21 protein-coding genes and 1 other RNA gene are annotated in these 25,320 nt (G+C 43.9%); 16 read left to right on the top strand and 6 right to left on the bottom strand.

From position 1 onward, the window contains the following. Positions 1-272: 272 nt before the first annotated feature. Positions 273-3,314 carry a cadherin repeat domain-containing protein gene (locus tag R8269_RS08805; RefSeq protein ID WP_171345286.1) on the top strand — a complete coding sequence of 1,014 codons (3,042 nt, stop codon included), beginning with the start codon at positions 273-275 and terminating at the stop codon, positions 3,312-3,314. Positions 3,315-3,382: 68 nt separating this feature from the next. Here the strand turns inward: R8269_RS08805 and tesB are convergent, their stop codons facing one another. Beyond that, positions 3,383-4,243 carry an acyl-CoA thioesterase II gene (gene tesB, locus R8269_RS08800; RefSeq protein WP_005378575.1) on the bottom strand — a complete coding sequence of 287 codons (861 nt, stop codon included), beginning with the start codon at positions 4,241-4,243 and terminating at the stop codon, positions 3,383-3,385. A gap of 240 nt (positions 4,244-4,483) precedes the next feature. On the opposite strand from tesB, the gene R8269_RS08795 reads away from it, so the two are divergent. Beyond that, positions 4,484-4,918: a YbaY family lipoprotein gene (locus R8269_RS08795; RefSeq protein ID WP_005378572.1), complete on the top strand. Its 435-nt coding sequence runs from the start codon at positions 4,484-4,486 to the stop codon at positions 4,916-4,918. 30 nt (positions 4,919-4,948) lie between these two features. On the opposite strand, the gene R8269_RS08790 is transcribed toward R8269_RS08795, so the two are convergent. After that, positions 4,949-5,251, bottom strand: a complete 303-nt coding sequence (locus R8269_RS08790; protein ID WP_005378570.1) for a DNA base-flipping protein — start codon at positions 5,249-5,251, stop codon at positions 4,949-4,951. 257 nt (positions 5,252-5,508) lie between these two features. On the opposite strand from R8269_RS08790, the gene R8269_RS08785 reads away from it, so the two are divergent. The 7 genes from R8269_RS08785 to udp all read left to right on the top strand — a co-directional run bounded on the left by R8269_RS08785 (position 5,509) and on the right by udp (position 13,806). Further along, positions 5,509-6,252, top strand: a complete 744-nt coding sequence (locus tag R8269_RS08785; protein WP_005378568.1) for a hypothetical protein — start codon at positions 5,509-5,511, stop codon at positions 6,250-6,252. A 152-nt stretch (positions 6,253-6,404) separates the two neighbouring features. Further along, entirely contained in the window at positions 6,405-8,408 is a 2,004-nt protein-coding gene (locus R8269_RS08780; protein ID WP_017820005.1) for a GGDEF domain-containing protein, read from the top strand. 137 nt (positions 8,409-8,545) lie between these two features. Continuing rightward, an RNA gene (ffs, locus tag R8269_RS08775) (signal recognition particle sRNA small type) lies at positions 8,546-8,642 on the top strand. 212 nt (positions 8,643-8,854) lie between these two features. After that, positions 8,855-9,589 carry an RNA methyltransferase gene (locus tag R8269_RS08770; protein ID WP_005378485.1) on the top strand — a complete coding sequence of 245 codons (735 nt, stop codon included), beginning with the start codon at positions 8,855-8,857 and terminating at the stop codon, positions 9,587-9,589. Positions 9,590-9,834: 245 nt separating this feature from the next. Next, on the top strand, positions 9,835-10,254 hold the full coding sequence (locus R8269_RS08765) for a CBS domain-containing protein (protein ID WP_005378483.1): 420 nt from the start codon (positions 9,835-9,837) through the stop codon (positions 10,252-10,254). Between the two features lie 172 nt (positions 10,255-10,426). Further along, entirely contained in the window at positions 10,427-12,733 is a 2,307-nt protein-coding gene (locus R8269_RS08760) for a zinc/cadmium/mercury/lead-transporting ATPase (protein WP_017820006.1), read from the top strand. A gap of 314 nt (positions 12,734-13,047) precedes the next feature. Beyond that, a complete protein-coding gene (udp, locus tag R8269_RS08755; protein WP_005378479.1) occupies positions 13,048-13,806 on the top strand; it encodes a uridine phosphorylase in 759 nt (252 codons plus the stop codon). Between the two features lie 157 nt (positions 13,807-13,963). On the opposite strand, the gene R8269_RS08750 is transcribed toward udp, so the two are convergent. Beyond that, a complete protein-coding gene (locus tag R8269_RS08750; RefSeq protein ID WP_005378476.1) occupies positions 13,964-15,124 on the bottom strand; it encodes a DUF1887 family protein in 1,161 nt (386 codons plus the stop codon). Positions 15,125-15,287: 163 nt separating this feature from the next. Further along, positions 15,288-17,279 carry a methyl-accepting chemotaxis protein gene (locus R8269_RS08745; RefSeq protein ID WP_318222510.1) on the bottom strand — a complete coding sequence of 664 codons (1,992 nt, stop codon included), beginning with the start codon at positions 17,277-17,279 and terminating at the stop codon, positions 15,288-15,290. A 268-nt stretch (positions 17,280-17,547) separates the two neighbouring features. Between R8269_RS08745 and hinT the strand changes: the two genes are divergently transcribed. From hinT to R8269_RS08710, 7 genes are all read left to right on the top strand, one after another. Beyond that, positions 17,548-17,898 (top strand): purine nucleoside phosphoramidase, encoded by a 351-nt coding sequence (gene hinT, locus R8269_RS08740; protein WP_005378473.1) that lies wholly within the window; start codon positions 17,548-17,550, stop codon positions 17,896-17,898. Positions 17,899-17,967: 69 nt separating this feature from the next. Further along, positions 17,968-19,365 (top strand): COG3014 family protein, encoded by a 1,398-nt coding sequence (locus tag R8269_RS08735; protein WP_025766940.1) that lies wholly within the window; start codon positions 17,968-17,970, stop codon positions 19,363-19,365. Next, positions 19,365-19,757 carry a YcfL family protein gene (locus R8269_RS08730; RefSeq protein ID WP_005378469.1) on the top strand — a complete coding sequence of 131 codons (393 nt, stop codon included), beginning with the start codon at positions 19,365-19,367 and terminating at the stop codon, positions 19,755-19,757. The genes R8269_RS08735 and R8269_RS08730 overlap by 1 nt, the downstream gene beginning before the upstream one ends. A gap of 66 nt (positions 19,758-19,823) precedes the next feature. Further along, positions 19,824-20,414, top strand: a complete 591-nt coding sequence (lpoB, locus tag R8269_RS08725) for a penicillin-binding protein activator LpoB (RefSeq protein ID WP_005378467.1) — start codon at positions 19,824-19,826, stop codon at positions 20,412-20,414. A gap of 24 nt (positions 20,415-20,438) precedes the next feature. Then, complete coding sequence (thiK, locus tag R8269_RS08720) at positions 20,439-21,320, top strand: thiamine kinase (RefSeq protein WP_318222509.1); 882 nt, start codon at positions 20,439-20,441, stop codon at positions 21,318-21,320. Positions 21,321-21,395: 75 nt separating this feature from the next. Beyond that, entirely contained in the window at positions 21,396-21,938 is a 543-nt protein-coding gene (gene ycfP, locus R8269_RS08715) for an alpha/beta hydrolase YcfP (protein WP_258453809.1), read from the top strand. A gap of 533 nt (positions 21,939-22,471) precedes the next feature. Further along, the gene (locus tag R8269_RS08710; RefSeq protein WP_005378463.1) at positions 22,472-23,761 is read left to right on the top strand and encodes an NAD(P)/FAD-dependent oxidoreductase; all 1,290 of its coding nucleotides are present in this window, start codon (positions 22,472-22,474) and stop codon (positions 23,759-23,761) included. Positions 23,762-23,836: 75 nt separating this feature from the next. Here the strand turns inward: R8269_RS08710 and R8269_RS08705 are convergent, their stop codons facing one another. Together R8269_RS08705 and R8269_RS08700 are read right to left on the bottom strand one after the other, a co-directional pair. Beyond that, positions 23,837-24,385 (bottom strand): GNAT family N-acetyltransferase, encoded by a 549-nt coding sequence (locus tag R8269_RS08705; protein WP_005387823.1) that lies wholly within the window; start codon positions 24,383-24,385, stop codon positions 23,837-23,839. A gap of 160 nt (positions 24,386-24,545) precedes the next feature. Next, positions 24,546-25,313, bottom strand: coding sequence for a peptidoglycan binding protein CsiV (locus R8269_RS08700; RefSeq protein WP_021707672.1), 768 nt, complete (start codon positions 25,311-25,313; stop codon positions 24,546-24,548). Positions 25,314-25,320: the final 7 nt, after the last annotated feature.

The following is a 25,320-nucleotide window of genomic DNA, read 5'->3' as shown; positions in this document are numbered from 1 at the left end:
TAATGAAAGAAAAAATAACGCAATTTTTTCTCTTTCTTTTTCATGTTTTATTTTATTGAATATTAATTTTTACTAAATTAATGGAAGAGTTTGATTTAAACGTTTGCTTTTTGTGTTTTCATGTAATTTGGTCGCTATTTTTGAGTATTTGTTTTTAGGATTAATACAGTAGCAATTACTTAAGTAATAAAGTACTCAAAAATGGGGATAGTGATTAATAAAACATCGTATTATTATCGCCCCATCTTGTATGTAACAAAGTATTACTAAAAATGAACAGAAATTACTATTTGCTTTTTCTCGCAGCTTTACTCGCTGGCTGTGGCGGTGGGGGAGACTCTAAGCCGAACAATACGAAGACACCAACTACGGTAACAAAGCAGAACCGTCCGCAATTAAAAGTGGAAGACACGGTGTTGAAGTTTGAAGGAGTGGGAACGGTTACTGAAGCAAAACTGAGCAATGTACATGGGTCGGTATCTTACCAAGTCATTGACTCTAATCCGCCAAATGTCGTGAAAATTAATGACTCAGGAATACTACAAATTCTGCGCCCAGGAACGGCGACGATTCTTGCTACAGATAGTAGCTCTGCTTATGAATCTTCTGAAGCAAGATTTTCTGTCACTGTAGAGCGAGGCATCAATACTGAACTTTCAGTGAGTGATCTGAATTTCAATGCGATTGAGTCAGAAGGAAAAGCGTTGATCGTCCGTGGCCAAAAAGGCGAACTGAGTTATGAGGTAGAAAGTGGTCATAACTTGATTCGTGTTGATGAGAACGGTTCGGTATATTCATTAGGTTCAGTTGGTCAGGCATCGGTGCTGATTACCGATTCAGGTAACGACTTTTACTTGCCGAAACAAGTTCGCGCTACGGTTAAACTGCATGCAGTAGCTCCGGGGCAATTACAGTTCGCTTTGCTTGAAGACGAGTATCGAGAAGGGTTGACGTTAGAACCAGTGCGTTTAGATAAAGCTCAAACGCAACGTATTTCTTACAAAATCATAAATAGCGTACCAGACAGCAAGGTGGCCGAGTTGCTAGACCCTGAAACGGGTTTGCTTCTTGTTCATAATGTTGGGCAATTAACGGTTGAAGCGACAGCAACTTACAGCGACGCGTTTCTGGATAAACAGCAAACAGCGCAATTTTTTGTGGATGTAAAACAAGGCAAGCGTCAAGAAATCAGCGCAGCGGATATCGTCACAACTTATGAGGAAGGTGGACGAATTTTCCCTAAGGTGACGAACGCCTACGGTGACTATGAGCTGAGAATCATTCGTGGTGAAGACGTTGTCGCTAAAACTGAAAATGGTGAAGCATTACTGATCAAAGGTGTTGGTGCTGCTGAAGTGGAAATTTACGAGCATGACATGCGTAATTATCCTGCAAGCAAAACTCGTTTTGATCTTGAAGTTAATCGCGCGCCTCATCCCGTTATAAAAGACATTGAAATGCCGCTTACCTATCAACCAAATCTTTCAATCCCTCTGGCGTTTAAAGGGCAAAAAGGTAACGTAAATCTAGTTAGCAGCTTACCTAATGGCTTACGAATGACTGACGGCAAGTTGGAGGTAGTGACTGCGGGTGAGTACGACCTTAAGTTTGAAGACGATGGTGGGGAGTTCTACCAACCTATTCAATTTAATGTCGTCATTAAAGTTGCAAAGGCTGAAGGCCAACCCATGGCAACGCACGATTATGACGTTGTATACAGCAACAAATACAGTTTTGATCTTCATCGTGATTTTGGTTTGAGTGCTGACGAGCAAATTGAGATTGTAGATAACACCGCACCAGATGTTGTCGGTGGTTTTAGTGAAGGACGTCTCCATGTGTATAAAGCGGGTAAAGCGACGCTAACTGTGCGCAGAAAAGAGAGCGCGAATTATACTGTTGGTCCTGATCAAAAAGTCTACGTGACAATTTTGAGTGCGCCGAGCCGAATTGAAGTTCAATCCGATGTGGAAGAGATTTGGAAGGTTGGCCAAACATTTGTTGCGCCGAAAATCTCTGGTACGGTTGGGGAAGTTACGTACCGATTTGCAGACAACGCAGCAACAGATGTAGTTTCCTTAAACAGCCAAACGGGGGCCATGCAAATTCTTAACGCGGGTAGCACAAAAATTATTGTTTCGGATGCGGGGGACGACAAAGTGGATCCGGGTGAAAGTAGCTTCTCGGTCACGATTAAACAAGGCACAAACCCTGTATCGGTTACTTACCCAACGGTAGAATTCTCCGCTGGTAGTGTTATCTCACCAGTGATGAGTGGTGGGACTGCGAAGGCAAGTTACCGTCTTATTAACCAAAAAGATCCTGTGGTCGAGCTAGTTTCCCCTGATACGGGGCGTTTGAAGATTTTGCACGCAGGCGAGTACCAAGTAGAGGTTACTCTTACTGGACGCAACTACAAAGCTAAAACAATCGTCGTAAATGGCACTATTAACAAAGCGAATCACCCTGGTTTAAGTGCTTCTACAATGAAGGTGGAATTTGAACCATTTAAAAAGGTTAAGCTAGACTTTGGTACACCAATAGGAAACCGCAGCTATCAAATATCCAGCTCAACAATTAAAGGAGTCGCTTCATTAGATGTTGATAAGGAAGAGCTGACGTTACTTGACCTCCCGCCAGTAAAAAGACGTTGGATTTCTCTCGACGTTTCTGAAGGAGAATCTCGAGATTACAAAGCGTTGGAAAGTAAGAAAGTCCAGCTGTATCTAAGCTTTGCAGATGAAGGTGTTGCGGATCAATATACATTGCTTGAAACTGAACAAACAGTATTGTTTAGCACGCTAAATGCACGTGAGTTTTCTAACTTAGAAGAAAGTGAGTTTGGTTTGATGAACGTTCGTTCAGTGCGTGAGCCAACGGACGAAGAATTGAAACTATACGGCAAAGGTAAGATTGCACTACTTGCATTCAAGCCGGTGGGTAACGATGACCAAACTCTAATAAAAGGAGCGTGGGTACACTTAGCTCGATTTGATGGATGTACATCAGAGCTGTTCGAAGATGATCTCAAGCCTTTTGAAGCAATTGACTATGATGACCCAGGGTACTGCACCAACGGCAGCACGATTCGTATGACTCGGTTCTTAGTAATTGATGACTCGAAGATGGAAAAGGTAGAGTATGAGTTAGTAGCACCTGTGATTACTTACCGTCGTGGGGTTCGTGAATTTTTAGCAACGAATAAAGGTGGATTCTATGCCGACCCAAATGTCATTTACGGGAAAGGCGAATATGGTTACCCGAAATCACTTTACGAATGGTCGGTTGTTAACATGAAGTATCAACCAAATTAATCATCGTTTGATACCCATTAAAAAAGGAGTGCGGAACAGCACTCCTTTTTTCGTGTAACGAACACGAGCTATTTCGTGTAGCGCATCACCCCTTCTTGCACGGCGGTCGCCACTAAGTGACCTTGCTGGTTGTATATTTCGCCTCGGACCAACCCACGAGTATTGCTCGCCGTTGGGCTCTCTATCGCATATAGAAGCCATTCATCCATCTTAAACGGACGATGGAACCAGATAGAGTGGTCAATGGTGGCCACTTGAAAGTTAGGCGTCATTAATGAGACTTCATGTGGATGCATTGCTGTCACAAGGAATCCCCAATCGGATGCGTAGGCCAGAAGGTACTGGTGAATTAGCTGATTCTCTGGCATTTCACCATTAGCACGAATCCAAAGGTACTGTTTGGGTTCTGCTTTTTTGGGCTTCAAAGGGTTGATAACCGTAACGGGGCGAGTTTCGATTGGCTTTTCCCCGCAAAATGTTTTGCGTAAGCGTTTGGGTAGAAATTCTGCAATATGGCTTGCGAGCTCACTCTCTGAGGCAAAGTTTTCTGGACCAGGGATATCTGGCATTTCTTTTTGATGATCAAACCCAGGTTGATCGCCATGGTAGGATGCGGTTAGGTAAAAAATAGGGCGTCCATTTTGAATTGCTTTTACGCGTCTAGTGCTAAAGCTACGGCCATCTCTCAGATTTTCTACATCATAAATAATAGGTTTTTCTGGATCGCCAGGGTACAAAAAATAGCTATGGAAGGAGTGTACCGTGCGTGTTTCTTCAACGGTGTAGCGCGCAGCAGAAAGCGCTTGCCCAATTACTTGACCGCCATAAACTTGAGGCAAACCTAGGTTTTCACTTTGGCCACGAAACAAGCCTTCTTCTAATTTTTCGAGTTGTAGTAGGCTGAGCAATTCTCGTAGTGGTTTACTCATTGTGTCTCCTCACCGTTGTCTTTCATTCCAAGTTACCTCAACAGCCTCACTCTTGTGAAGTGGCATAGTTAAGAACTATTGAGTAACTTAGAAATAGTATTGTTCCAATTATGAAACAAAATCAATTGTTTGATAAATTCTAACTCAGTCAAACTATTGTCAAATAAACTGACAGGAAGCAGACAGTTTTATATTCCACACCTATAATTGCCTCGGTTTAATGCTCTTTTCGAGGAATATATGAAAAAAACACTACTACTTGTTACTTCTCTACTCTTTGGGGCTGCGTTAGTGGGTTGCCAAACTTCTCAAAATACAGAAATGGAATCTACAGAAGCGTCAATGAAGACGATTACAGGTACAGTGGCTTATCGCGAGCGGATTGCCTTGCCACCAAACGCAGTGGTTACTATTGCGTTAGAAGATGTGTCCTTGGCGGATGCGCCAGCAAAAGTGTTGGCGAAACAGACATTCGAAACAGAAGGTAAGCAAGTTCCTCTTTCTTTTGAGTTGAGTTACGACAGCAATGAAATCAAACCAAACCATCGTTACAGCGTTCGTGCTCGCATTGAGGTAGATGGAAAGCTGCGTTTTATCAGCGACACACATAACGGTGTTATTACAGATGAAGCACAAACTCACCAATTAGATATTCGTCTAGTTGGAACACGTTAATACGACGTACTGAGAACAAAAAATGGCAGCTTAAGGCTGCCATTTGTATTTTTTAAGTGAAGTTTTGCCAACTTCCGATACTTCAATCCCTTCTGCTTCTAATTTCTTTTTTTGTCGCTCTAAGTCTCTGCCTTTTAAAGATATTTTTCCTTGGCTATTTACCACTCTAAACCAGGGGAGTTTGCTGCCTTCTGGTAGGTTACCCAGTGCTTTACCAACATGTCTCGCATAGCCCGGATAACCGGCCATTTTTGCAATTTCCCCATAGGTGGAGACTTTTCCTTTTGGAATTTGGTGAATTACAGCAAAGATTTGCGCTAAAAATTGGTCCATACTCAAAAGTGTCTATTTTGGATTACTAAGGAATGGTAAACCATTGGACTTGTATATTGCTAACGGTTCTTAACCCTTGTGTTGTCAGCGACTCACTTTGAAGAATTACATTTTCTGTTCTTTAGTGTCGTTGGTTGATGAGCCTTAAACAGCATGAAGCAAACGCAAGCTAAGCTTGAATCTAGACCCTCTCAACGACTTTCAATCCCAGTTTTTGCCGTTGAGTTACCAAGTAGGTGGGGAAGCCAGGAGGCGCTATGATTTTATCGACACTTCAATTTTTCGTTACGACCTTACTCGCTGTTGTCTGCGTTCGGGCGATGAGTTTGAGCGAGGGTGACATTCCCGTTCTTGCACTTATGATCCCCGCGCTGTGGGTTCTGCCACAAGGTGGGTTCGCTGGCCTAGTATTACTGGGCGCGATGATGGCTTTTGGTGCGACACTCTCAATGCAGCCAATTGCTTTGTCGGTTGGTGTTTTGATCCTTTTCCCACTTTTAATGGTGGTATTTTCTCGTAGAAGCTCTTTAGGTGTGTTGCTCACCGCTGGTCTTATTGTACTTACACTGCAAGTTGGTCTTATGGTCACACAGCAAGGCGGTAAGCTGGATGGTTTTGCTTGGGTTACAGTGGTTCAAACCATTGCGGTTATGGCGATGTGGTGGTCGGCTGCGCATTGGACGCCATCCAATAAACACAGCTGGTGGCCGTTGTTTTTGTTGCTCCCATTGTGGATTGCAGGCCTACCGTACGCCGTTCTTATGGCGTTAAGTTTGACGGGAATGTTAGCGTCAATGGAAGCACTTGCGAAGCTTCAACATACCATTCGTTGGAGCAAATTATTATGTTGGACATTGCCGACTGTGGGTTTTGCCGCTTTAGTCGTCAGCCCGACCACGGATGTGCCAAACCCTGTTTTCGTGGTTTGGATCTGTTTGTTAGGGACGGCTTGGATGACTGACTATATTTTACGTAGTAGCGATGAACAGGCTGAATTATGAATTTTTAGTCAGGTAAAAAGTGACATGTGCGGCAGAGTATCGAATTGGTTGTGGAACAAAATGGAGATTAGTATATGTTCTTCATTTCATATTTACTACACTTCCAATAATAATAACCACAATATAAGTGGTTGATTTAAGATAAGTTTGTCATGACAACTTTTGCTCGAACACTGTTGCTTTTTGCATGTTGCCTCTTGAGTTTGAATGTAAAAGCCGAAGCCCCTTTAATTGCTCATTATAAAGTCGCGACTGAAGCGGATGATGTCGTCACTCGTGTTCTTTTCAATGCTGCTTCAAAGGAGTTTGGCTTTACCGTTCAATACGTGAACTACTCCAGCTTTGATGCCATTCTAAATTCAGTAGCGAATGGGGAAGCGGACTTTGCTGCGAATATCACTTACACACAAGAACGTGCTCAACGTTTTAGTTATTCCCGCCCAACAAATATCGAATATACCTACCTCTTTGGTTTAAAAGATTCGACGTTGAGTGACATTTCGCGTGTTGGCATCCCCAAAGATACAGTTTATGCCCAATTACTTAAACAACACTACCCTGAGCTAGAACAGATCTCTTATCAAGGTCATGAACAAGCAGTAACACTGCTACGTTCAGGTGCTGTGGACGGCGTTGTCGATGCCATTAACCAGCTCAAGCCGATGCTGATGGAGGGGTTTGACGCCAAGATGCTCAATGATCAGATTTCGATAAAGCCCGTATCCATCATCAGTAAAAAAGATCATCATCTTGAGGAGTTGGACACGTTCGCTACGTTTATTCACGGGGAAGCGGTGCAAAAGCAGCTTCGCGAAGAAATTTCCCAGTATCAATTTGAATTAAGGCGAGCAGCGTTGCGTGATTCTATTCGTTTATTACCCCTTGATTTTAATGAACCAATACGGATTAAGCTCGAATCTATCTTTCCATATGTTGTATACAACGCAGATGGTAGTGTCGAAGGGATGACGGCTGATGTAGTCCTGAGAAGTTGTGAGATCTTGGCTTTAAACTGCTTGATCATTAGTGAGCCTGGTGAAAGCTGGGGTTCTATGTACCATGAGTTTATCCAAGGTAATTTCGAAATTTTGGCGCCGTTAACGGTCAGCCGTGAGCGGCGCGCATTTAGCTACTTTCCAAAGTCCCATTACGCGCCAGCATCGGTGATGGTCAAGCGTTTAGGTTACAAACCGAGCACATACTCTCATGTTTCACAGTTGATATCTGAGCGGATTGGCGTAGTTAAGGATGACTTTTTCGATCAAATGATGACGCAACTGTTACCGCTAAAAGAACTCAAACGTTATCGTACCCAACAAGAACTCATTCAGGGGCTATTAAATGAAGAAGTCGATTACATTCCGATGGATACGGCGATGCTCAATCATTTTTTACGTCTCAGTGAACTGGTTCCGATAGAGCAGGATACCGCTATTGGCGAGTTTTATGAGTCTCAACTCTCTGTTGGATTGGTCGCGAATGAAAAAGGAGCCATGCTTGCGCCTTTCTTCAGTCGAGCGATAGCGATGTTAGAAGTTGATAAGATCATTGCTCAGTACGATGTACGCCCAGATTGGCGTACCGCACTTGAATATGAGATTCGATTAGCGACGCAAACACAAGCTGTGTTTATCTTTGTATTATTGTTTGCTATTTGTGTTTCGCTTTATCTTTACCGTCAATCGAACACTGACAACTTAACAGGGTTAAGGAATCGTCGTGCGTTGCAAGTAAAGTATCGAAAAGGAGTAAACAAAGATCTATCCATACTTTACTTAGACATTAATCATTTCAAACGAATCAATGACACTTATGGGCATCGCGCTGGGGACGAAGTTTTACAACTACTGGCACTAAAAATTCATTATGTCTGGTCGGGAAGATGTTATCGAATTGGAGGGGATGAGTTCATATTGCTGGGTTATCCAACGCAAGCCGAGTTAACTAGAGCAATGAGAGAGCTCAGTAGAATCGACGTGAAAGGCAAATTATGTAGTGATTTGGAGTCTATAAGTATCTCTATTGGTTTCTCTGCAAAAAGGGAACGGCACATGAGCTTAGAGCAAGCGATGCATTTGGCTGATGAAGACATGTACATGAGTAAGCAGTCCTCACGGCACGACTCCTCTTATCGTGACTGCACGGTTTCATCATAAAGGAATGAATTGATCGAGTTTTGTTCAAACGGTAATGAAATGATGAAATTCAAGGTTTTTGCTCTTGCATTATGAGAGCTGATACTGAATAATCGCCCCATCGATTGAGGCAAGACCTCTCGAAAAGAATTATGGGGCTCTGGTCCTCTCGCAACAATAGCTCGTGAACTCGGTCAGGTCCGGAAGGAAGCAGCCGCAGCGTGTGACTTGTGTGCCGGGATGTGGCTGGGGTCCCACCCTTTGAAAGCCCTGCGTTATCGCAGGGCTTTTTTCGTTTTTGAGCCTTCTTTTATTTTGGCTACGCTTGGTGTTCAACGTCTTCTGATGATCAAGCTTCTTGAGGTTATTTAGGTATAATTTATAATCTCATCCGCTCGATACCGAACTTTCGTGAAGATTGTTTAGGGTACACTCGCCGAATAACCATTTTCACCTGGGATACTTTAATGATTTCAAAAAACCAATTAAAACTGCTTCGTGCTTTAGGTCAAAAGAAACAGCGTAAAGCGCATGGCTTATTCCTAGTTCAGGGTGAAAAGAACGTACTAGAGCTAGCAAGTAGTTCATTGAAGGTGAAGCAGGTTTTTGCAACAGCGGCATTTCTCGAACAAAATGCTGGTACGCTAAATCGTTTTGATTGTGTTGAAGCATCGCTTGATGAATTGACCAAAGCGAGCACGCTTGTGAGCAATAATGCGGCCATTGCTGTGGTTGAAATTCCGAGTGTAAAAGAGCCTCAAGCGAAAGGCTTGATGATTGCGCTAGATGGTGTATCCGACCCTGGTAATCTAGGTACGATTATTCGTGTTGCAGACTGGTATGGCATCAAGCACATTATTGCGAGTACAGATTGTGCTGATCCTTATAATCCTAAAACGATCAGTGCGACCATGGGCAGCTTTGGCCGCGTACAAGTGAGTTTGGTGGATTTGCCAAGTTACTTGGAACACGCCAAATTGCCAGTATATGGCGCGTTTTTGGAAGGAGAGAGCGTTCATAAAACGGATTTCGCTGCTGAAGGTATTTTGTTGATGGGCAGCGAATCTCATGGTGTGCGCGAAGCCGCAGCAAAATTCGTGACAGATAAGATCACGATTCCGGCGTTTGGCGGTGCCGAATCACTGAATGTCGCGATGGCGACTGGCATTATTTTAGACAACATGCGCCGCCAACATAGCTAATGCAACAATTACTTAATAACAAAGCCAGTCTATTTGACTGGCTTTGTTGTATTTTGCCTAGAAAAATCAGCCTGGCTGAATCTTGCGTTTAACGAAATACAGTGAATGTTGTTCGGTGAGTTAATTTTGTTTTAGTTCAATAGGCTGTGCCTATAAATAAAATTACTCCTTTCCATTTAGTAAAATCAGGAAATTAGGCGACACTTATCTAAAGGCCGCAATAAAATGCCCTTAAGGAGATAAGAATGCATTCATTAAAAGTAAAAGATTACATGACGTTGCAAGCGGTGACTTTCACGAAAGATATGTCACTTTCGGCAGCTTTAAACAAAGTAATGCAAAGTGTCACACTAGGTGGCCCTGTCATTGATGAAAATGAAAAAGTGGTTGGGTTTTTATCGGAGCAAGACTTATTAGATAAGTTGGTGAAAGCAAGTTATCACTGCCAAGATACACATACGGTACAAGAGTGTATGCATGATGATGTCTTATCTGTTTCTCCAGAAATGTCAGTAATTGAACTGGCTGACATGATGAAAGTTGGAAAGCCGAAAATGTATCCAGTGGTGGATGGCAAAGGTAAGTTGGTTGGTGTTATCACAAGAAGAGACGTGCTGCGTGCCATAGGAATGACATTAAATGAGTGTTTTAAGCATCCCGTTTAACCTCTCTGTTTAAACTTTACGGAATATTGCTTTTAAACTGGTTTGGAAAGACGCTTCGGCGTCTTTTTTATTTTCTATCGCCGAACTGTACAAATTTATCTTGACCTTGGAGCTTACTCTAAGGTTTATCCTTAGCAATAGGTAAATCACCGATACCAATAAGGAAAAAATTATGTGTACAAAACATCAAGGTTGCCAATCTAGCAAAATCAAAACTGCGGTGCCGCTTGGTGCAAGCGAGTCATGCTGTGCGCCAGTAAAATCTTCGCTCAATATCTCTCAGGCCAGTGTTGATGTTTCTGAAAGCTCTTGCTGTAGTGGAGGAGGCTGCAGCGTTGACACAGGCGAGGAAGACGATCCCACAAGGGAGAGTAATTCCTCCGTTCGGAACGCTTGGCTTGTGTCAGGTATGGATTGCCCATCTTGTGCGCAAAAGCTTGAGAAAGCCATTACGTCTTTACAAGGCGTCAGCCAAGCCAAGGTTTTGTTTGCAACAGAAAAACTGGTCGTCGATTTTGATGGTCTAGAGCTGATAGCTACGATAGAGCAGACAGCCCAAAAAACGGGTTTCCCGCTCTCTTCACTTGATGCTCCAAAACCAAGCACTACAAAGAAAGGCTGGCTTGGCGTCATAAGAGACAACATCCAAATTCTCTCGATTGCTGGTGCAATGGCTACTGCGGCAGTAATTTCTAAGATCGACCCTCAAATAAGCGCTTGGTTATTCACTTTGACGTGTTTACTTGGTTTATACCCAATCGCGCTCAAAGCATTTAAGTTGGCGCGTAGCGGTACGCCTTTTGCGATTGAAACGTTAATGAGTGTAGCGGCGCTCGGCGCTTTATATTTAGGTGAAACCGCCGAAGCCGCAATGGTGTTATTGCTTTTCCTTATTGGTGAAAAGTTAGAAGCATATGCATCATCTCGCGCGCGAAGCGGTGTCCAGGCGTTAATGGACTTAGTCCCAGAAAATTCAATTTTAATTATTGATGGTGAACGCAAAGAAGTACCAGCTGCGCAGCTTAAACCAGGGGATATCATAGAAGTCGCACCCGGAGGTCGTTTGCCTGCCGACGGTGTTTTGCAAGATGCGCTTGCGAGTTTTGACGAAAGTGCGTTAACGGGAGAATCTGTTCCCGTTGAACATCAAACCGGTGGCAAAGTGATGGCCGGGGCTGTGGTTGTCGATAAAGTGGTTCGTTTACAGGTGACTTCCCGTCAGGGCGAGAATGCGATAGATCGAATTCTTCATTTGATTGAAGAAGCAGAATCCCGTAAGGCACCATTAGAACGCTTTCTTGATAAATTTAGCCGTTGGTATACGCCACTAATGATGTTGGTGTCTCTGATGGTTATCGTTACGCCGCCATTACTATTTGCCCAACCGTGGGAAACGTGGATCTATCGAGGACTCGCCCTGCTGTTGATTGCTTGTCCATGTGCATTAGTCATTTCAACGCCTGCGGCGATCACTTCTGGCTTGGCGGCAGCGGCTAAGCGGGGCGCATTGATCAAAGGTGGAGCGGCGCTTGAGTTGCTTGGCAAGGTTGAGTCTGTCGCATTTGATAAAACTGGGACACTGACGCAAGGTAAACCAGAAGTGACCGACGTCTTTGCTTTTGATATGGATGAAGACAAGTTACTTAGCCTAACTGCGTCAATCGAGGTTGGTTCAAGTCATCCTCTAGCGGTTTCTTTAGTTACCAAAGTGCAAGAGCAGGGGCTTACTATTCCTGAAGCGTTGGATAAAACCGCGCAAGTAGGCTCTGGTGTCACTGGTTACGTCGATGGAAAAATGGTCCAAGTGGTCACGCCTTCAAAGGCAGACTTTCCACTTTCTCAAGAAGCCAAAGAGCAAGTGGTTACGTTGGAACAACAAGGTAAAACGGTTGTCATTGTTCGTTACGATGACGAGGTCATTGGCGTGATCGCATGGCAAGATACATTGCGCTCAGATGCCCAGCAAGCCATCGCAATGTTGAAGGAACTTGGGGTCACGTCGGTGATGCTAACGGGTGACAACCCGAGAAGTGCAGAAGCAATGGCAAATAGAATAGGCTTGGATTATAAAGCGAGTTTGTTACCTGCAGACAAGGTGCATTACGTCGAGAAACTATCACAACAACATACCGTTGCGATGGTGGGAGACGGTATCAATGATGCTCCAGCCATGAAAGCTTCGAGCATTGGTATTGCGATGGGAGGCGGTACGGATGTTGCGCTCGAGACTGCTGATGCGGCGTTAACACACAACCGGTTGATTGAGCTACCTGCCATGATAGAACTGTCGCGTGCGACGCTAAGTAACATTCGTCAGAATGTCGCGTTAGCGCTAGGTTTGAAAGGTGTATTCTTAGTGACAAGTTTACTTGGGGTTACTGGGTTGTGGGTTGCAGTATTAGCTGACAGTGGTGCAACAGCACTGGTGACATTGAATGCGTTGAGATTACTTCGTTTTGAGTCCAAACAGATCAAATAACTGACCTAACCAATGATCCCACTCATTAATAGCCCGAGGCATTCGTGTATCGGGCTTTTTTTAACCGTATTCACCTGATGCGATCAGACGTTTTTCTCGTCCTTGAAATCACGCATTGCTATGCAACAAAATGATTTAACGCCCCTTAAAGTGTGATCAATACCAGTTTTGTTTGAAATTTCATTTTCATTACATTTTGTCATTGTGATTGTGATCACTCTATGTTGGTGAAAGGTTCGCTACAGTGCATCTGTACCCAATAACTGATTAATGAGCTTATTGTTCATAAAATAAGCCACAATAAGGAGCGACTTATGTCTCAAGCTGTATTCCATTTAGGTGTTACTGAAGCTGATCTTAATGGTGCGACTCTAGCGATCATTCCTGGTGACCCAGCGCGTGTTCAAAAAATCGCAGAACAAATGGAAAATCCAGTATTTCTAGCAAGCCATCGTGAATACACGCTATACCGTGCAGAGCTAGACGGTAAACCTGTTGTGGTTTGTTCTACAGGTATTGGTGGTCCTTCTACCTCTATCGCAGTTGAGGAATTGGCACAGCTTGGTGTTCGCACTTTCCTACGTGTTGGTACAACGGGTGCAATTCAACCGCATGTAAACGTGGGTGACATGATCGTAACGACGGGGTCAGTTCGTCTTGACGGTGCGAGCCTACACTTTGCTCCTATGGAATTCCCAGCAGTTGCTGACTTTGAAGTAGCAACCGCAATGAAAGCAGCGGTAGAAGAGTCTGGCGCTACAGTTCACATGGGTGTGACTGCATCAAGCGACACGTTCTACCCTGGTCAAGAACGTTACGATACGTTCTCTGGTCGTGTTGTTAAGCGTTTCCAAGGCTCTATGCAAGAATGGCAAGACATGGGCGTACTTAACTTCGAGATGGAGTCTGCAACACTGCTAACAATGTGTGCGAGCTCTGGTTTAAAAGCGGGTTGTGTGGCTGGTGTTATCATCAACCGTACACAAAAAGAGATTCCAGATCATTCAACTCTGAAAGAAACGGAAGCGCGTTCAATTAAAGTGGTTGTAGAAGCAGCGCGTAAAATGCTTTAAGCCGCTATAGTTGGCATTTAAACAAACAGAAAAAACCAGAGGCTAACCTCTGGTTTTTTTCTACTTATAGAAAGGCGTACAGCTAAAATTTAGGTATAAAAAAAGCAGCATTAATGCTGCTTTTTATCGTTGTGAATTTTAGCTTTTCTTAATGGCACTAGATCTCGTCTGAACCGCCCGCGTCTTTAAACCAAGCCGTTAAGTGCGTTCTTAAATCTTTAAGCTCATCGGGGCCAATCAGGGCTAGCCCTAAGTCTTCAGCACGAGTAATGTCATTGTGACGAAGAGGACGGAAGCTCACCAACATTGCGCGCGCTTGTAAGCCACCTAATAGATCGCGAAGCGATTCTAACTTATATAAAGTATCGTCGCCGTCATCTCTCATGCCTTTGGTTTTGCACTCGATGATGTGCAGCTTGTTGTTTACAACTGTTGCGACATCTAACTCATTGCGTACTTCACTTTCACCAAGTTTGCGATAAACCTGAACATTTAACGATCGATCTTGAATCGTCGGCATGGTGTCTTGGATTTGCTTCACGGTGCTGTGAACCAAAGTTTCTAACCACTCACCGTTTGAAAAGCGTCGAGCATCTTCATCTGCAAACGTTAAAACGCCATTCTCATAGGTGGCGATTTCTGCTTCTACTAAATCTGAAAGCAACATGTTGAGCTCACGGTAGCCCTGCTGTTTTTCGGAGAGCTCGACATCAAGCTTTTGTTCTTTGCGGCATGTGGTTGCAAGGTAATTAAGTGTTGCTAGACCTGGCCCAAGTTCAAGCGCATTTGAGGCCCATCGTTCACCAAGTTCATACAATTTTTTATCAAGAAGAGGTGGTAAATCAACGTGGTGAAACTCGCCGCGTGCACCAAAGATAGTGAGGTAATCTGCAATCGTAATGTGATCTTCGACTTGGGTATCTTCTTTGCCATCAGGGTATAACCAACAAAGCTTATCGCTACTAGGCTCAACCACAAAAATTGGCCAGCGATAGGTACGGAAAACTTCGTACACCGACAACAAGCGATGACGAAGACCACAGCTCGCGTTCAATTTTACATCTTCGCCGCGTTCATGGAGGTCTTTTGCCAGTTTTTGAATTGCTTGTTTGATCAGAGATGTATTAACAGCGGATGGAATTTCAAAAAATTCAGAAGTAATTTCTCGTTGATCTAAAACGGCACTCAGTCGGTCAAATATATCTAACTGGCTCTTGTCTCCGATGAAGACGATATGTGTGCTTAGCGTACGATTATCTAATAGAGGAGTGACCAATCTCACTGGGTCTTGGTCGATAATACCAACATGAACAGCCATAGATTTTCCTTTTTATGAGGCCGCTCGAAAAGAGTTGTGCAAGGGGATGAGCTGGCCTTATTAATCATATGTAGACATGGCCGACAAAAAACAAGGGCGACTTAACAAAAAGTCGCCCTTATACAGTTGATTGCACTAATTAATGCTCTTAATTATAAAGTATTTATAACTTAAAGCGGTGGACCAATTCATTTTGCTGATGAGCCAAGTGGGTCAGTGATTCACTGGTTTGTGCGATACTCGACATGGCTTGGAAACTTTCATCGGCGATGCTGTTAATATCTTCAATGCTGCGAGCAATGTCTGTTGATGTTTCACTTTGCTCTGCTGCTGCTTGTGAAATGTGCGTACTCATTTGGCTGATCTCAATGATTAGCGCCTGGATCTCTTCCATTGAGCTGTTCGCTTTTGACGCTTGCTCAACCGACATCTCCATATCGCTCATACAGCTTTGTATGACTTGGTTTGCCGATTGTGAGCTGGATTGCAGATTACTGATCATAGATTCAATTTCAGTGGTTGATTGAGTCGTTCTTGATGCGAGTACTCGTACTTCATCTGCCACTACCGCGAAGCCGCGACCTTGTTCACCAGCGCGAGCCGCTTCAATTGCCGCGTTCAATGCCAGTAGGTTGGTTTGCTCCGCAATGTTGCGGATCACATCAAGGATAGATCCAATTTGACCACTCATCTTTTGTAGCTCAGAAACTGCGGAGACCGATTCGTTCAAACGTGTTTCTAGTTGATTAATGGTTGAGATGTTACTGCTCATAACATTTCTGCCTTCTTCAGAGGCAGATTCGACGCGTTGCACCATTTCTAGCGAGCCTTGCGCACTTTGCGCGACTTCCTGCACTGAATGAGACATTTCTGTCATCGCGGTAGCGACGTTTGCCGTTTGTTCGCGTTGAGAGCTCAATTTAATTTGTGCTTGCGAAGAGGTGCGTTCGTTGGCTGTCGCGGTTGACGATAGGTTTTCTGACGCTTCGTTGAGTTTCACCAAGATCTCGTGAAGGTTGTCGGCGAGTGAGTTAATGTGTCCACTCACACGGCTGAATTCGTTGTTATAGCGAATATCGATACGCTGTGTCATATCACCTTCAGTCAGGCCTTCTAACACTTTTAGAATACGAGTCAACGGTTCGCGAACGCTTTGTGCGATGTGGTAGCCAATCGCTGTCGCGAGTAAAACGACAATAACGCCAATGATGATGGCTTTCGTTACACCCGCCGAATATATGTCACCTGCATCTGCCAATGATTCATTGAGCTTATCTGTTGCGGTTGTCGTGAATTGCTCAAGAATCGCCATGGTTGAATCCACTTTATTTGCTAGGTTGGCGATATTGTTATACAAAGCGGCGCGAGCATTGAGGTAATTATTATGTTGGTCTAACACACCGCCACGCATACCAACGTCGCGAGTAAATTGCTCTACAGATTCGCCAAATGCTTTTTCTAGCTCAGGAAGTTGAGTCACCAACCCGCGGAATGCGTAATTCAAGTGCGTTACTGCTTTGCGGTTTTTAGCTACGGCTTGCGTAACAAACTCAGGGTTGGAACTGGCGAGGGCATCAGAGGTAATTACTTCGGCATCTTTTAACTTGATAAAGTAGCTCTTTGCCATGACTTTGACAGAAATGCTGGTTTGATCTGCCACATATTCTTTAAGACCAACCGACAGTTCGGTATTCAGTTTTTGGAAGCGGCGTGAGGATTTTTGCACTTCTTCTTGAGCCGCGAACATTGCTTCGTAGTTGTCCATGGCCTCTAGAGCTTCTGTAAAATAGCTCTGCTCTAACGTTTTTAACTGTGAAAACGGTTCGGCAAGAGAAGGGTAGGTTTGGCTTGCGGTTTTCAGTTGAGCCAATGTGGATTCGAAGCGCTGTTGAGATCTAGCAAATTCCTGACGCATTTCATCCATGCGTTGTTTATTCTCTGTCGTCAGGAAGTCTTTAAATGATTTGTCGGCAGAAAGCAGCTCAACACTGGTTTGATTAGATAACGATACCAACGGTAGGGATGATTTAGAAACCGTGCCAAATTTTCCGTGAATATCACTCATTCCTCCCATCATAATGGCAATTGTGACGGCAAATAGGATGATGATCAGTGCAAAGCCGGCATACATCCTTTTAATAACTGAACCTCGCATAAGTGAGCTTCCTCTCCCAAAAATAGACAAGCTACCCAAGCATTTTGAGTTTACTTGGGTATAAAAATAATAATTGTCTTAAAAAAGTAACAAAATTCATTGGATTGTATTCAGTTTGTGACGCGCATTTTATGACGCACACGACAAAAAAAGCTTCGTTAATTAGCATTTGATTAATAATGTTAAGTGAACACTGTTTTTATTGAGCTCCGCTTTTGGTTGGCGCATACTAATTGGGGTCTAATTACGTTTATAAAATGGAGTCCTCATGGCGGAAGAAACGATCTTTAGTAAAATTATTCGCAAGGAAATCCCTGCCGATATCCTTTATCAAGATGATTTGGTGACTGCGTTTCGCGACATTAACCCTCGCACACCAAGCCATATTCTCATTATTCCGAATAAACTGATCCCAACAACGAATGATGTAGAAGCTGAAGATGAAGCAATGATGGGGCGTTTGTTCACTGTTGCTAGAAAGTTAGCGAAAGAAGAAGGTATTGCTGAAGACGGCTATCGCCTAATCGTTAATTGTAATCCACATGGTGGCCAAGAGGTTTACCATATTCACATGCACCTACTAGGCGGCCGCCCTCTAGGTCCAATGGTATTGAGCTAAGCTTTTAAAAGTGGGTGGCGATTCACCCACTTCTTTTTCCTGTCGAATGACACATTTGTGGAGATAAATGTGAAACTAGGTGTAAAGCTGTTAGGGCTGATGAGCTGGGCTTTAATGGCCTCTGGCTGCGCGAATTTATCTGCGGGCAATCTGTTTAGCCATTACAGCAACCAGAATCAAGAAGTTTATCAAGCCGTTGTTGCAGGGGAATATGCCAAAGCAAAACAACTTCAATCAAGTGAAGTGGGTGGCGAGATACTTGGCAATTTTGAAAAAGGTCGTATCTCTTTTCTTGCTGAAGATTACCCAACAAGTTTAAATGCGCTAGAAAGCAGCGATCGTGCTGTACGTGTTCAACAAGATCGTGCGACGATATCTGTGTCAGACACGGCAACGAGCGTCGGCTCTCTCGCAGTGAACGACAATCTCCAAGACTATCATCCCGCCGATTACGAACTTGGCTTTTTGCACCTGTATCTAGGACTAAATTACTTACAGAAAAACGATTTAGAAGGGGCACTAGTTGAAGTGCGTCGAGCTAATCAAGTTCAGGAAGCAGCAAGAAAGGCGCGTGAAAAAGAGCTAAAAGCAGCAGAGAAAGACCTTAACAAGCAAGGCATGTCTGCCAATTTAGGCAGTGTGTTAGCGAACTACCCTGATGCTGGTAAAAAACTAAGCGCGGTACAAAATGGTTATCTGTTCTATCTTTCTGGCTTGTTATATGAAGCGTCGCGAGACTTAAACAGTGCTTATGTTGATTACCGACGAGCACTCGCTGTAATGCCAGACAACAAGCAAGTTGTGGAAAGCACCTTATACGCTGCTAAGAAGCTGGGCATGCGTGAAGACTTGCGCATGCTAGAGAAGCGGTATGGTAAAGCACCTTCTGGATTAACTCAGTCACAAGGGCGAGTCATCGTTATTGATGAGCAGGGTGTTGTTGAGGCGATGAAAGGGTGGCGTATTGATTTACCAATTTACGACAGTCGCGATAATGGCGCGATTTATTCGTTGGCGCTTCCTTATTATCAGAACCGAGGTGCTCAACGTTTTAGCGATGTTGTTTTAAATGGTCAGGTATTGCCTTCCAGTACGCTGACTGATGTTAATGCGATGGCGCAAAACGATCTTAATGAACGTCTTACTACAATAGTGATCCGTCAAGCTCTTCGTGTTTGGGCAAAAGATCGAATCCGAAAAGAGGCGGCGAAAAAAGGCGATGATGTGGGCAACATACTTTTCAATGTATGGAACACATTGACCGAACAGCCAGATACGAGAAGTTGGCAAACATTGCCAGCGCAAGTGAAAACGGCTTCAAAAATCGTGAAACCGGGAACACAAAGTTTAAACTTGGGTGATCAAACCTATCAGTTTGAAGTGCCTGCACAGCAGACTACATTGGTATGGGTATCTCGTCAGGGAGCACACTCAACCGTGTGGCATAAACAGCTAGGGAGACTGTAATGAAAGCATGGCTTGTTTGTTTAGCAATGGCTATTGGTTTAGTTGGATGCGCCGAAAACACGGCTGGTATTCGAATTGATGGCCAAACGCAAAAAGTATTTTTTAATGATAACGTTTTAGGTAGTCGCTTATTAGTTGACAACATCACCACCACTTACGTTGATGATCGCCCACGAGGAGTCGTGCAGCTGAGTAGCAATTACAAAGGTGATCAGCACATTCTTTACCGATTTTATTGGTATGACAACAATGGTTTAGAAGTGAATACCAAACCTGGTCCGTGGCGAAAAATGATTGTGCGAGGATTTGAGCAAGTCACGTTATCTGAAGTTACTGTGAATCCAAATGGCACAAAATTCCGTGTGCAAATTAGAGAAGCACAAGACGATTAATCTTAACGGCTCTGCCGAAGCTGCCGCGCTAACGATGCGCTGGTATTGAAAAACTAAGGAACTCTCATGAAAAAAAGTATTATTGCTCTTTTAGGTCTTGCCGTCATTTTAGGTGGCTGTTCTAACAAAGTCTCTTACGGCGATGCGCAAGCAACAGAAACCACGACTATCGATTTTGGCTCAACAGATTTACAAAAAATCGCGGCTGAAATGGTGGATAGCATGATGATGTCGGGCTCTGTAGCAGCAATTACTCGTGACCAACGTCCTATCGTTTTTGTTGAGCGAATTAAGAACAAAACCAGTGAACATATTGACACTGAATCCATTACTGACACGATCTCTACTAAGATGTTGAACTCAGGTAAGTTCCGTTTTGTTGATATGGATCGTGTTGAGTCTGTGCGTGAACAACTTAACTTCCAAAATACGGATGAGCTTGTTAACCAAAGCACAGCGATCCAATTTGGTAAAATGGTTGGTGCTCAATACATGCTTTACGGCAACCTATCTAGCATTGTGAAAAATGCAGGTAGCGATAAAGATGTATACTACAAGATGACCATGCGCCTAATGGACCTAGAAACAGGTTTGATTGAGTGGGCGGATGAAACTGAAATTCGTAAAGCGCAATCTAAGAGCCTATTCGGTCTTTAATCGAACAGGGTGGAGAAGTCATCAATGGCATGGTTTTCTTGGCAACAAGCAAAACAGTTAGATCCGAGTCTTAACGCTCTCGATGGCTTCTTTACGGAGCCTCCGGTAAAAGTACAAACTGTTACCGGGGGGCTAACCAACCGCTGTTGGCGGTTGGAATCTTCTCAAGGCCTTGCATACATCTGGCGACCGACCAGTCATGTCTGCAAGGCTTTTTCAATTTCTCGTCACAGTGAATATCAAGTGCTGAATGCAGTCTCTTCATTGGAAATTGGCCCCAAGCCAGTTTTTATTCATGAGCAAGGGTTGCTGGTGGAATGGATAGGAGGAGAGGCACTGACGGAGTCAGGCTTAGCACTAAGCGATTTATTATCCATTGCGGCGAAGATTCATCAATATCCGATAAGCGCAATTCCTTTGGTTCCATTTTCATATATTTCTCGCATCGATCATTATTGGCTTGAGCTTGATGGTCAGTATGTGGGTACGGAGTTTGAGGCTTTGTACATGAAGTGGCGTACGGAACCGAACGTTGCACCTGTTCCGCTTGCCCTATGTCACTTCGATCTGGGGTGTTACAACCTAGTGCGAGGGGAGAGTGGGGTGAAAGTCATTGATTGGGAGTATGCCGGGATTGCTGACCCTAGGCTTGATTTGACCTTAACTATTCAGGTCGCGAATGCGCCTGTGGAAGAAGCGGTAAAGCAGTATTGCCAAATTCGAGGTATCGAAGATGTGTCTCTTTGGCTGAGAGGTGTACACGCTTGGCAACCAAGAACCTTGGTGATGGCGATGCTCTGGTATCTACTTGCCTATAAATTGTGGGGAGATGAACAATACTTAAACAGTGCGTATGAGTTGAAAGGCTCATTGTGTATGGAAGATCACTGTTTTGAGAACTCGTGATATTTTCCCCTTTAACAGTAAGGAAATAGTGGTAGTTTTAATAAAAGTACCAGATACACACAGGGAGAGGTACACATGATTATTTACTTACACGGCTTTGACAGTACAAGCCCGGGTAACCACGAAAAAGTTCTTCAACTGCAATTTATCGACGACGACGTTCGTTTTATCAATTACAGCACCCTTCACCCAAAGCACGACATGCAACACTTGTTAAAAGAAGTGTCTAAAGTTATCGAACAATCTGATGACCCAAACCCGTTAATCTGTGGGGTAGGTTTAGGTGGTTACTGGTCTGAGCGAATTGGTTTTCTATGCGGTATCAAGCAAGTGATGTTCAACCCGAACTTGCACCCAGAAAAAACGATGGCTGGTCGAATCGATCGCCCAGAAGAGTACGAAGATATCGCAACAAAATGTGTTGATCAGTTCCGAGAGAAAAATCAAGCGCACTGCTTAGTGATTCTCTCAAAAGATGATGAAGTGCATGACAATTCGAAAACGGCAGCTGAGTTAGAAAAACACTATCAAATCATTTGGGATGAAACTCAGTCTCATAAGTTCAAAAAAATCTCTCATCATTTACAAGCGATAAAGGCATTTAAAAATACTTACTAATGTTGAGTGTAGACAGTAAAGCGGCGTTTTTATTGGCTGCTTTGCTGCGATTCCTTCTCTTGAGTATGCCGAGCCACTGTCTCTTTGAAAGGCACATTTTCTTGGTTTAACGCTTTGAATATTGTGTTCTCCTTACCGTTTTCTTACTTCCCTCCTATGTAGCACGAACACCTTGTTGTAGAGTAGTCGAAAAGTAGTCAATCCGTACTCGTTACACGGATTTTGGTTGCCTTCAAAGTTGGTCTCTATATAATGAACCGGACTAAAATAATTTGATAAATATCAAAAAAAATTGAGAGCGAGTAATAAACTTGCCCAAAAAATTCTGGCGTCGTATGCGTACCAGATAAACATGCCAAACCCTGACAAGTCATTGATAGATAAAGAATCAAGGTGAGTGGCAGTTTTTTAATCCAAGTAATTGAGACACCTCTAAGAACCAAGAATTCATCGGTTGGATGGATGCCACAAATGTTTGTGAGTCATGCATCGAGCTGAACCCCATATATTCATTTTTGTAGAGGAAAATCATTGTGACACGCATTATCGTTGTAGGCGGCGGTGCAGGTGGTCTTGAGTTGGCAACTAAGCTTGGTCGAACTCTAGGTCGCAAAAACCGTGCGCAAATTACGCTAGTCGATCGAAAAGCGAGCCACTTGTGGAAGCCATTATTGCATGAGGTTGCTACAGGTTCTTTGGACGAAGGAGTAGATGCACTGAGCTATCGAGCTCATGCAAAAAACCACAGCTTCGACTTCCAAATGGGTAGTCTTCAAGACATCGACCGTGAACGTAAAGTGATCATCTTAAGTGAGCTTAAAGACGAACACGGTGAGCTTCTTATGCCAAGCCGTGAGCTAGAATACGACATTCTAGTGATGGCGATTGGCTCGACATCAAACGACTTCAACACGCCTGGCGTTCGTGAAAACTGTATTTTCCTAGACAGCCCTGAGCAAGCACACCGTTTCCGTACAGAAATGAACAACGAGTTCCTAAAGCTGCACGCGAAAAACGGTAACGGTACGGTCGATATTGCGATTGTTGGTGCTGGTGCAACTGGCGTTGAACTATCAGCTGAGTTACATAATGCTGTTAAAGAGCTGCGCACTTATGGCTTCGGTGATCTTGATTCTAGCAAGTTGAACGTCAATCTGATTGAAGCAGGTGAGCGTATTTTACCAGCGTTACCTCCACGTATTTCTTCTGCTGCTCATCAAGAGTTGGTGAAGTTGGGCGTAAACGTGCGCACCGCCACTATGGTGACTAAAGCTGAAAAAGATGGCCTTACTACAAAAGATGGTGAGAAGATCCCAGCTCAAATCATGGTTTGGGCTGCGGGTATCAAAGCTCCAGACTTTATTAAAGATATCGCTGGCTTAGAAACGAACCGTATCAATCAGCTTGTAGTGAAAAACACACTACAGACAACACGAGATGATGACATCTTTGTTATTGGTGACTTAGCACAATGCACCCAGTCTGACGGTTCGTTCGTGCCGCCACGCGCTCAAGCTGCACACCAAATGGCAAGCCAGGCATTTAGTAACATCGTCGCGAAGATCAACGGGCGCGAGTTGAAAGACTATGTATATAAAGATCACGGTTCATTAGTGTCTCTAAGTCGCTTCTCAACCGTTGGTAGTCTGATGGGGAACCTAACTAAAGGGTCGATGATGGTAGAAGGCCGTATTGCTCGTGTCGTTTACATCTCATTGTATCGCATGCACCTAATGGCGTTGCACGGTGTATTCAAAACCGGTCTGATGATGCTCGTCGGCCGCATTAATCGCGTGCTGCGTCCAAACCTTAAGCTGCACTAAGGTTTTAAATCCACTCTGTGTGGATGTGTTGTATCTTAAAAAATGCAGAAGCCACCGCAAGTCGGTGGCTTTTTTTTATGTTAGATCTGTCGGTAAAAGTGAGAACACAACGCCATCTTTAGGCTTACCCTGAAAAATAAACCGGTTTCTGGCGATGGCTTCTTTTTGTGCACCGACGGACTCAATTAAGGCTTGGCTAGCTTCGTTGTCGGGGTCACAAACAATCTCTAGTCGAGTTAAACTTAGCTTTGCGAAGCAGAATTCTGCTAAGGCTTTAACGGCTTCTTGGGCATAGCCTTGCCGTTGATAGCGGTCGGCAACCCAGTAACCAATACTCGCCATATTAAACGTATGATATAACTCATTAACCGCTGCCATTCCAACCAAAGTGTTACTTTGCCGCTCATAGATACCGAAACCAAAAGCCTCAGTTTTGACCCAGTTAAGACGGGTTGCCAACAGAAAGTCCTGCGCGGTTTTCAATGTGACGTTTTTATCACACCAGTCAAGCCATTGGTGCAGCGAAGGGGATTCTGCAAGTAATCGTTGTAGTGAATGTGCTTCTTCAGCAGGGATGAGCTTGAGCGCTAAGCGGGGCGCAATGATTTCAAAGTCTGGACTCATGAACTAATACGACTTCCATGTTGAGTGTAAGTAAATTGAAAGCTGTCTATTTATACTTGAACGCAGCTATTTTCCTTGCTCTGCGTTGGTTAGGAATAACTGAGGTATAGCAGATAAAAACAAAGCGCAGCTTTGCTGCGCTTTGTCGAACTGCTCGTGCTTATCGAACCCGACGAACTTGAATGATCATACCCATCAACGGGTTATCTAGGTAATGAGTCTCGCTGCTACGCATACGACGTTTTTGATCCATTCGATAACTCTTCAGGAATTTCTCTTCGGTTACTGTCGGCGATATTTCTGCCAAGTTACCGACTTGGACGTTACCATCGACTTCACCTAAGTCATCCGCCAATTGCTCAGTTGAGGTTGGTTCAAAACGCACCTCTCTAACACTTGGTTCGCGCAGATCTAGTGTTGTTTCGGCGAAGAGGTAATGCTGTACGTATATTTGGAATCGACCATCTAGTTCATATAAAGGACCATTGACCGTCTCTTCACTGTAACCGTCGCTGGAAAATGTTTGATTGCCATTGATTGGGCGGCCATCTGCTTGATAAGAATCAGAGAAATCTCGCCCGCCAACGATGCGGAAAATTGGGGCGCTAGATTTACCTCGGTCACCTTGACGCCAGGCTACGTGTTTAAGCACTTTAAAGCCGGCATGATTATTTAGTGCCGCTTCTTGCGCGTTGAGACGGAAAGAAGAACTTGGCAAAAGTGTCACGCCTTTAGAGCGGCGGTAGGATTCACTCTCTAGGCTACCGACATTTTCCATATCGATTTTTGGCAGTTGATTCGGCCAAGATTCTGTTGTGCTTTCAGCGTCGACTGCTCGCTTGAAAATGATCACTTCAATATCAAATTGGCGCTGTGCCCAAGAGGGCATTGAGACACATAGAAGCAATAACGGGATCAGTATTCTCATTCGACTA

This window comes from Vibrio sp. Vb0667, assembly GCF_033391095.1.
This window is presented reverse-complemented; position numbering and strand designations above follow the sequence as displayed.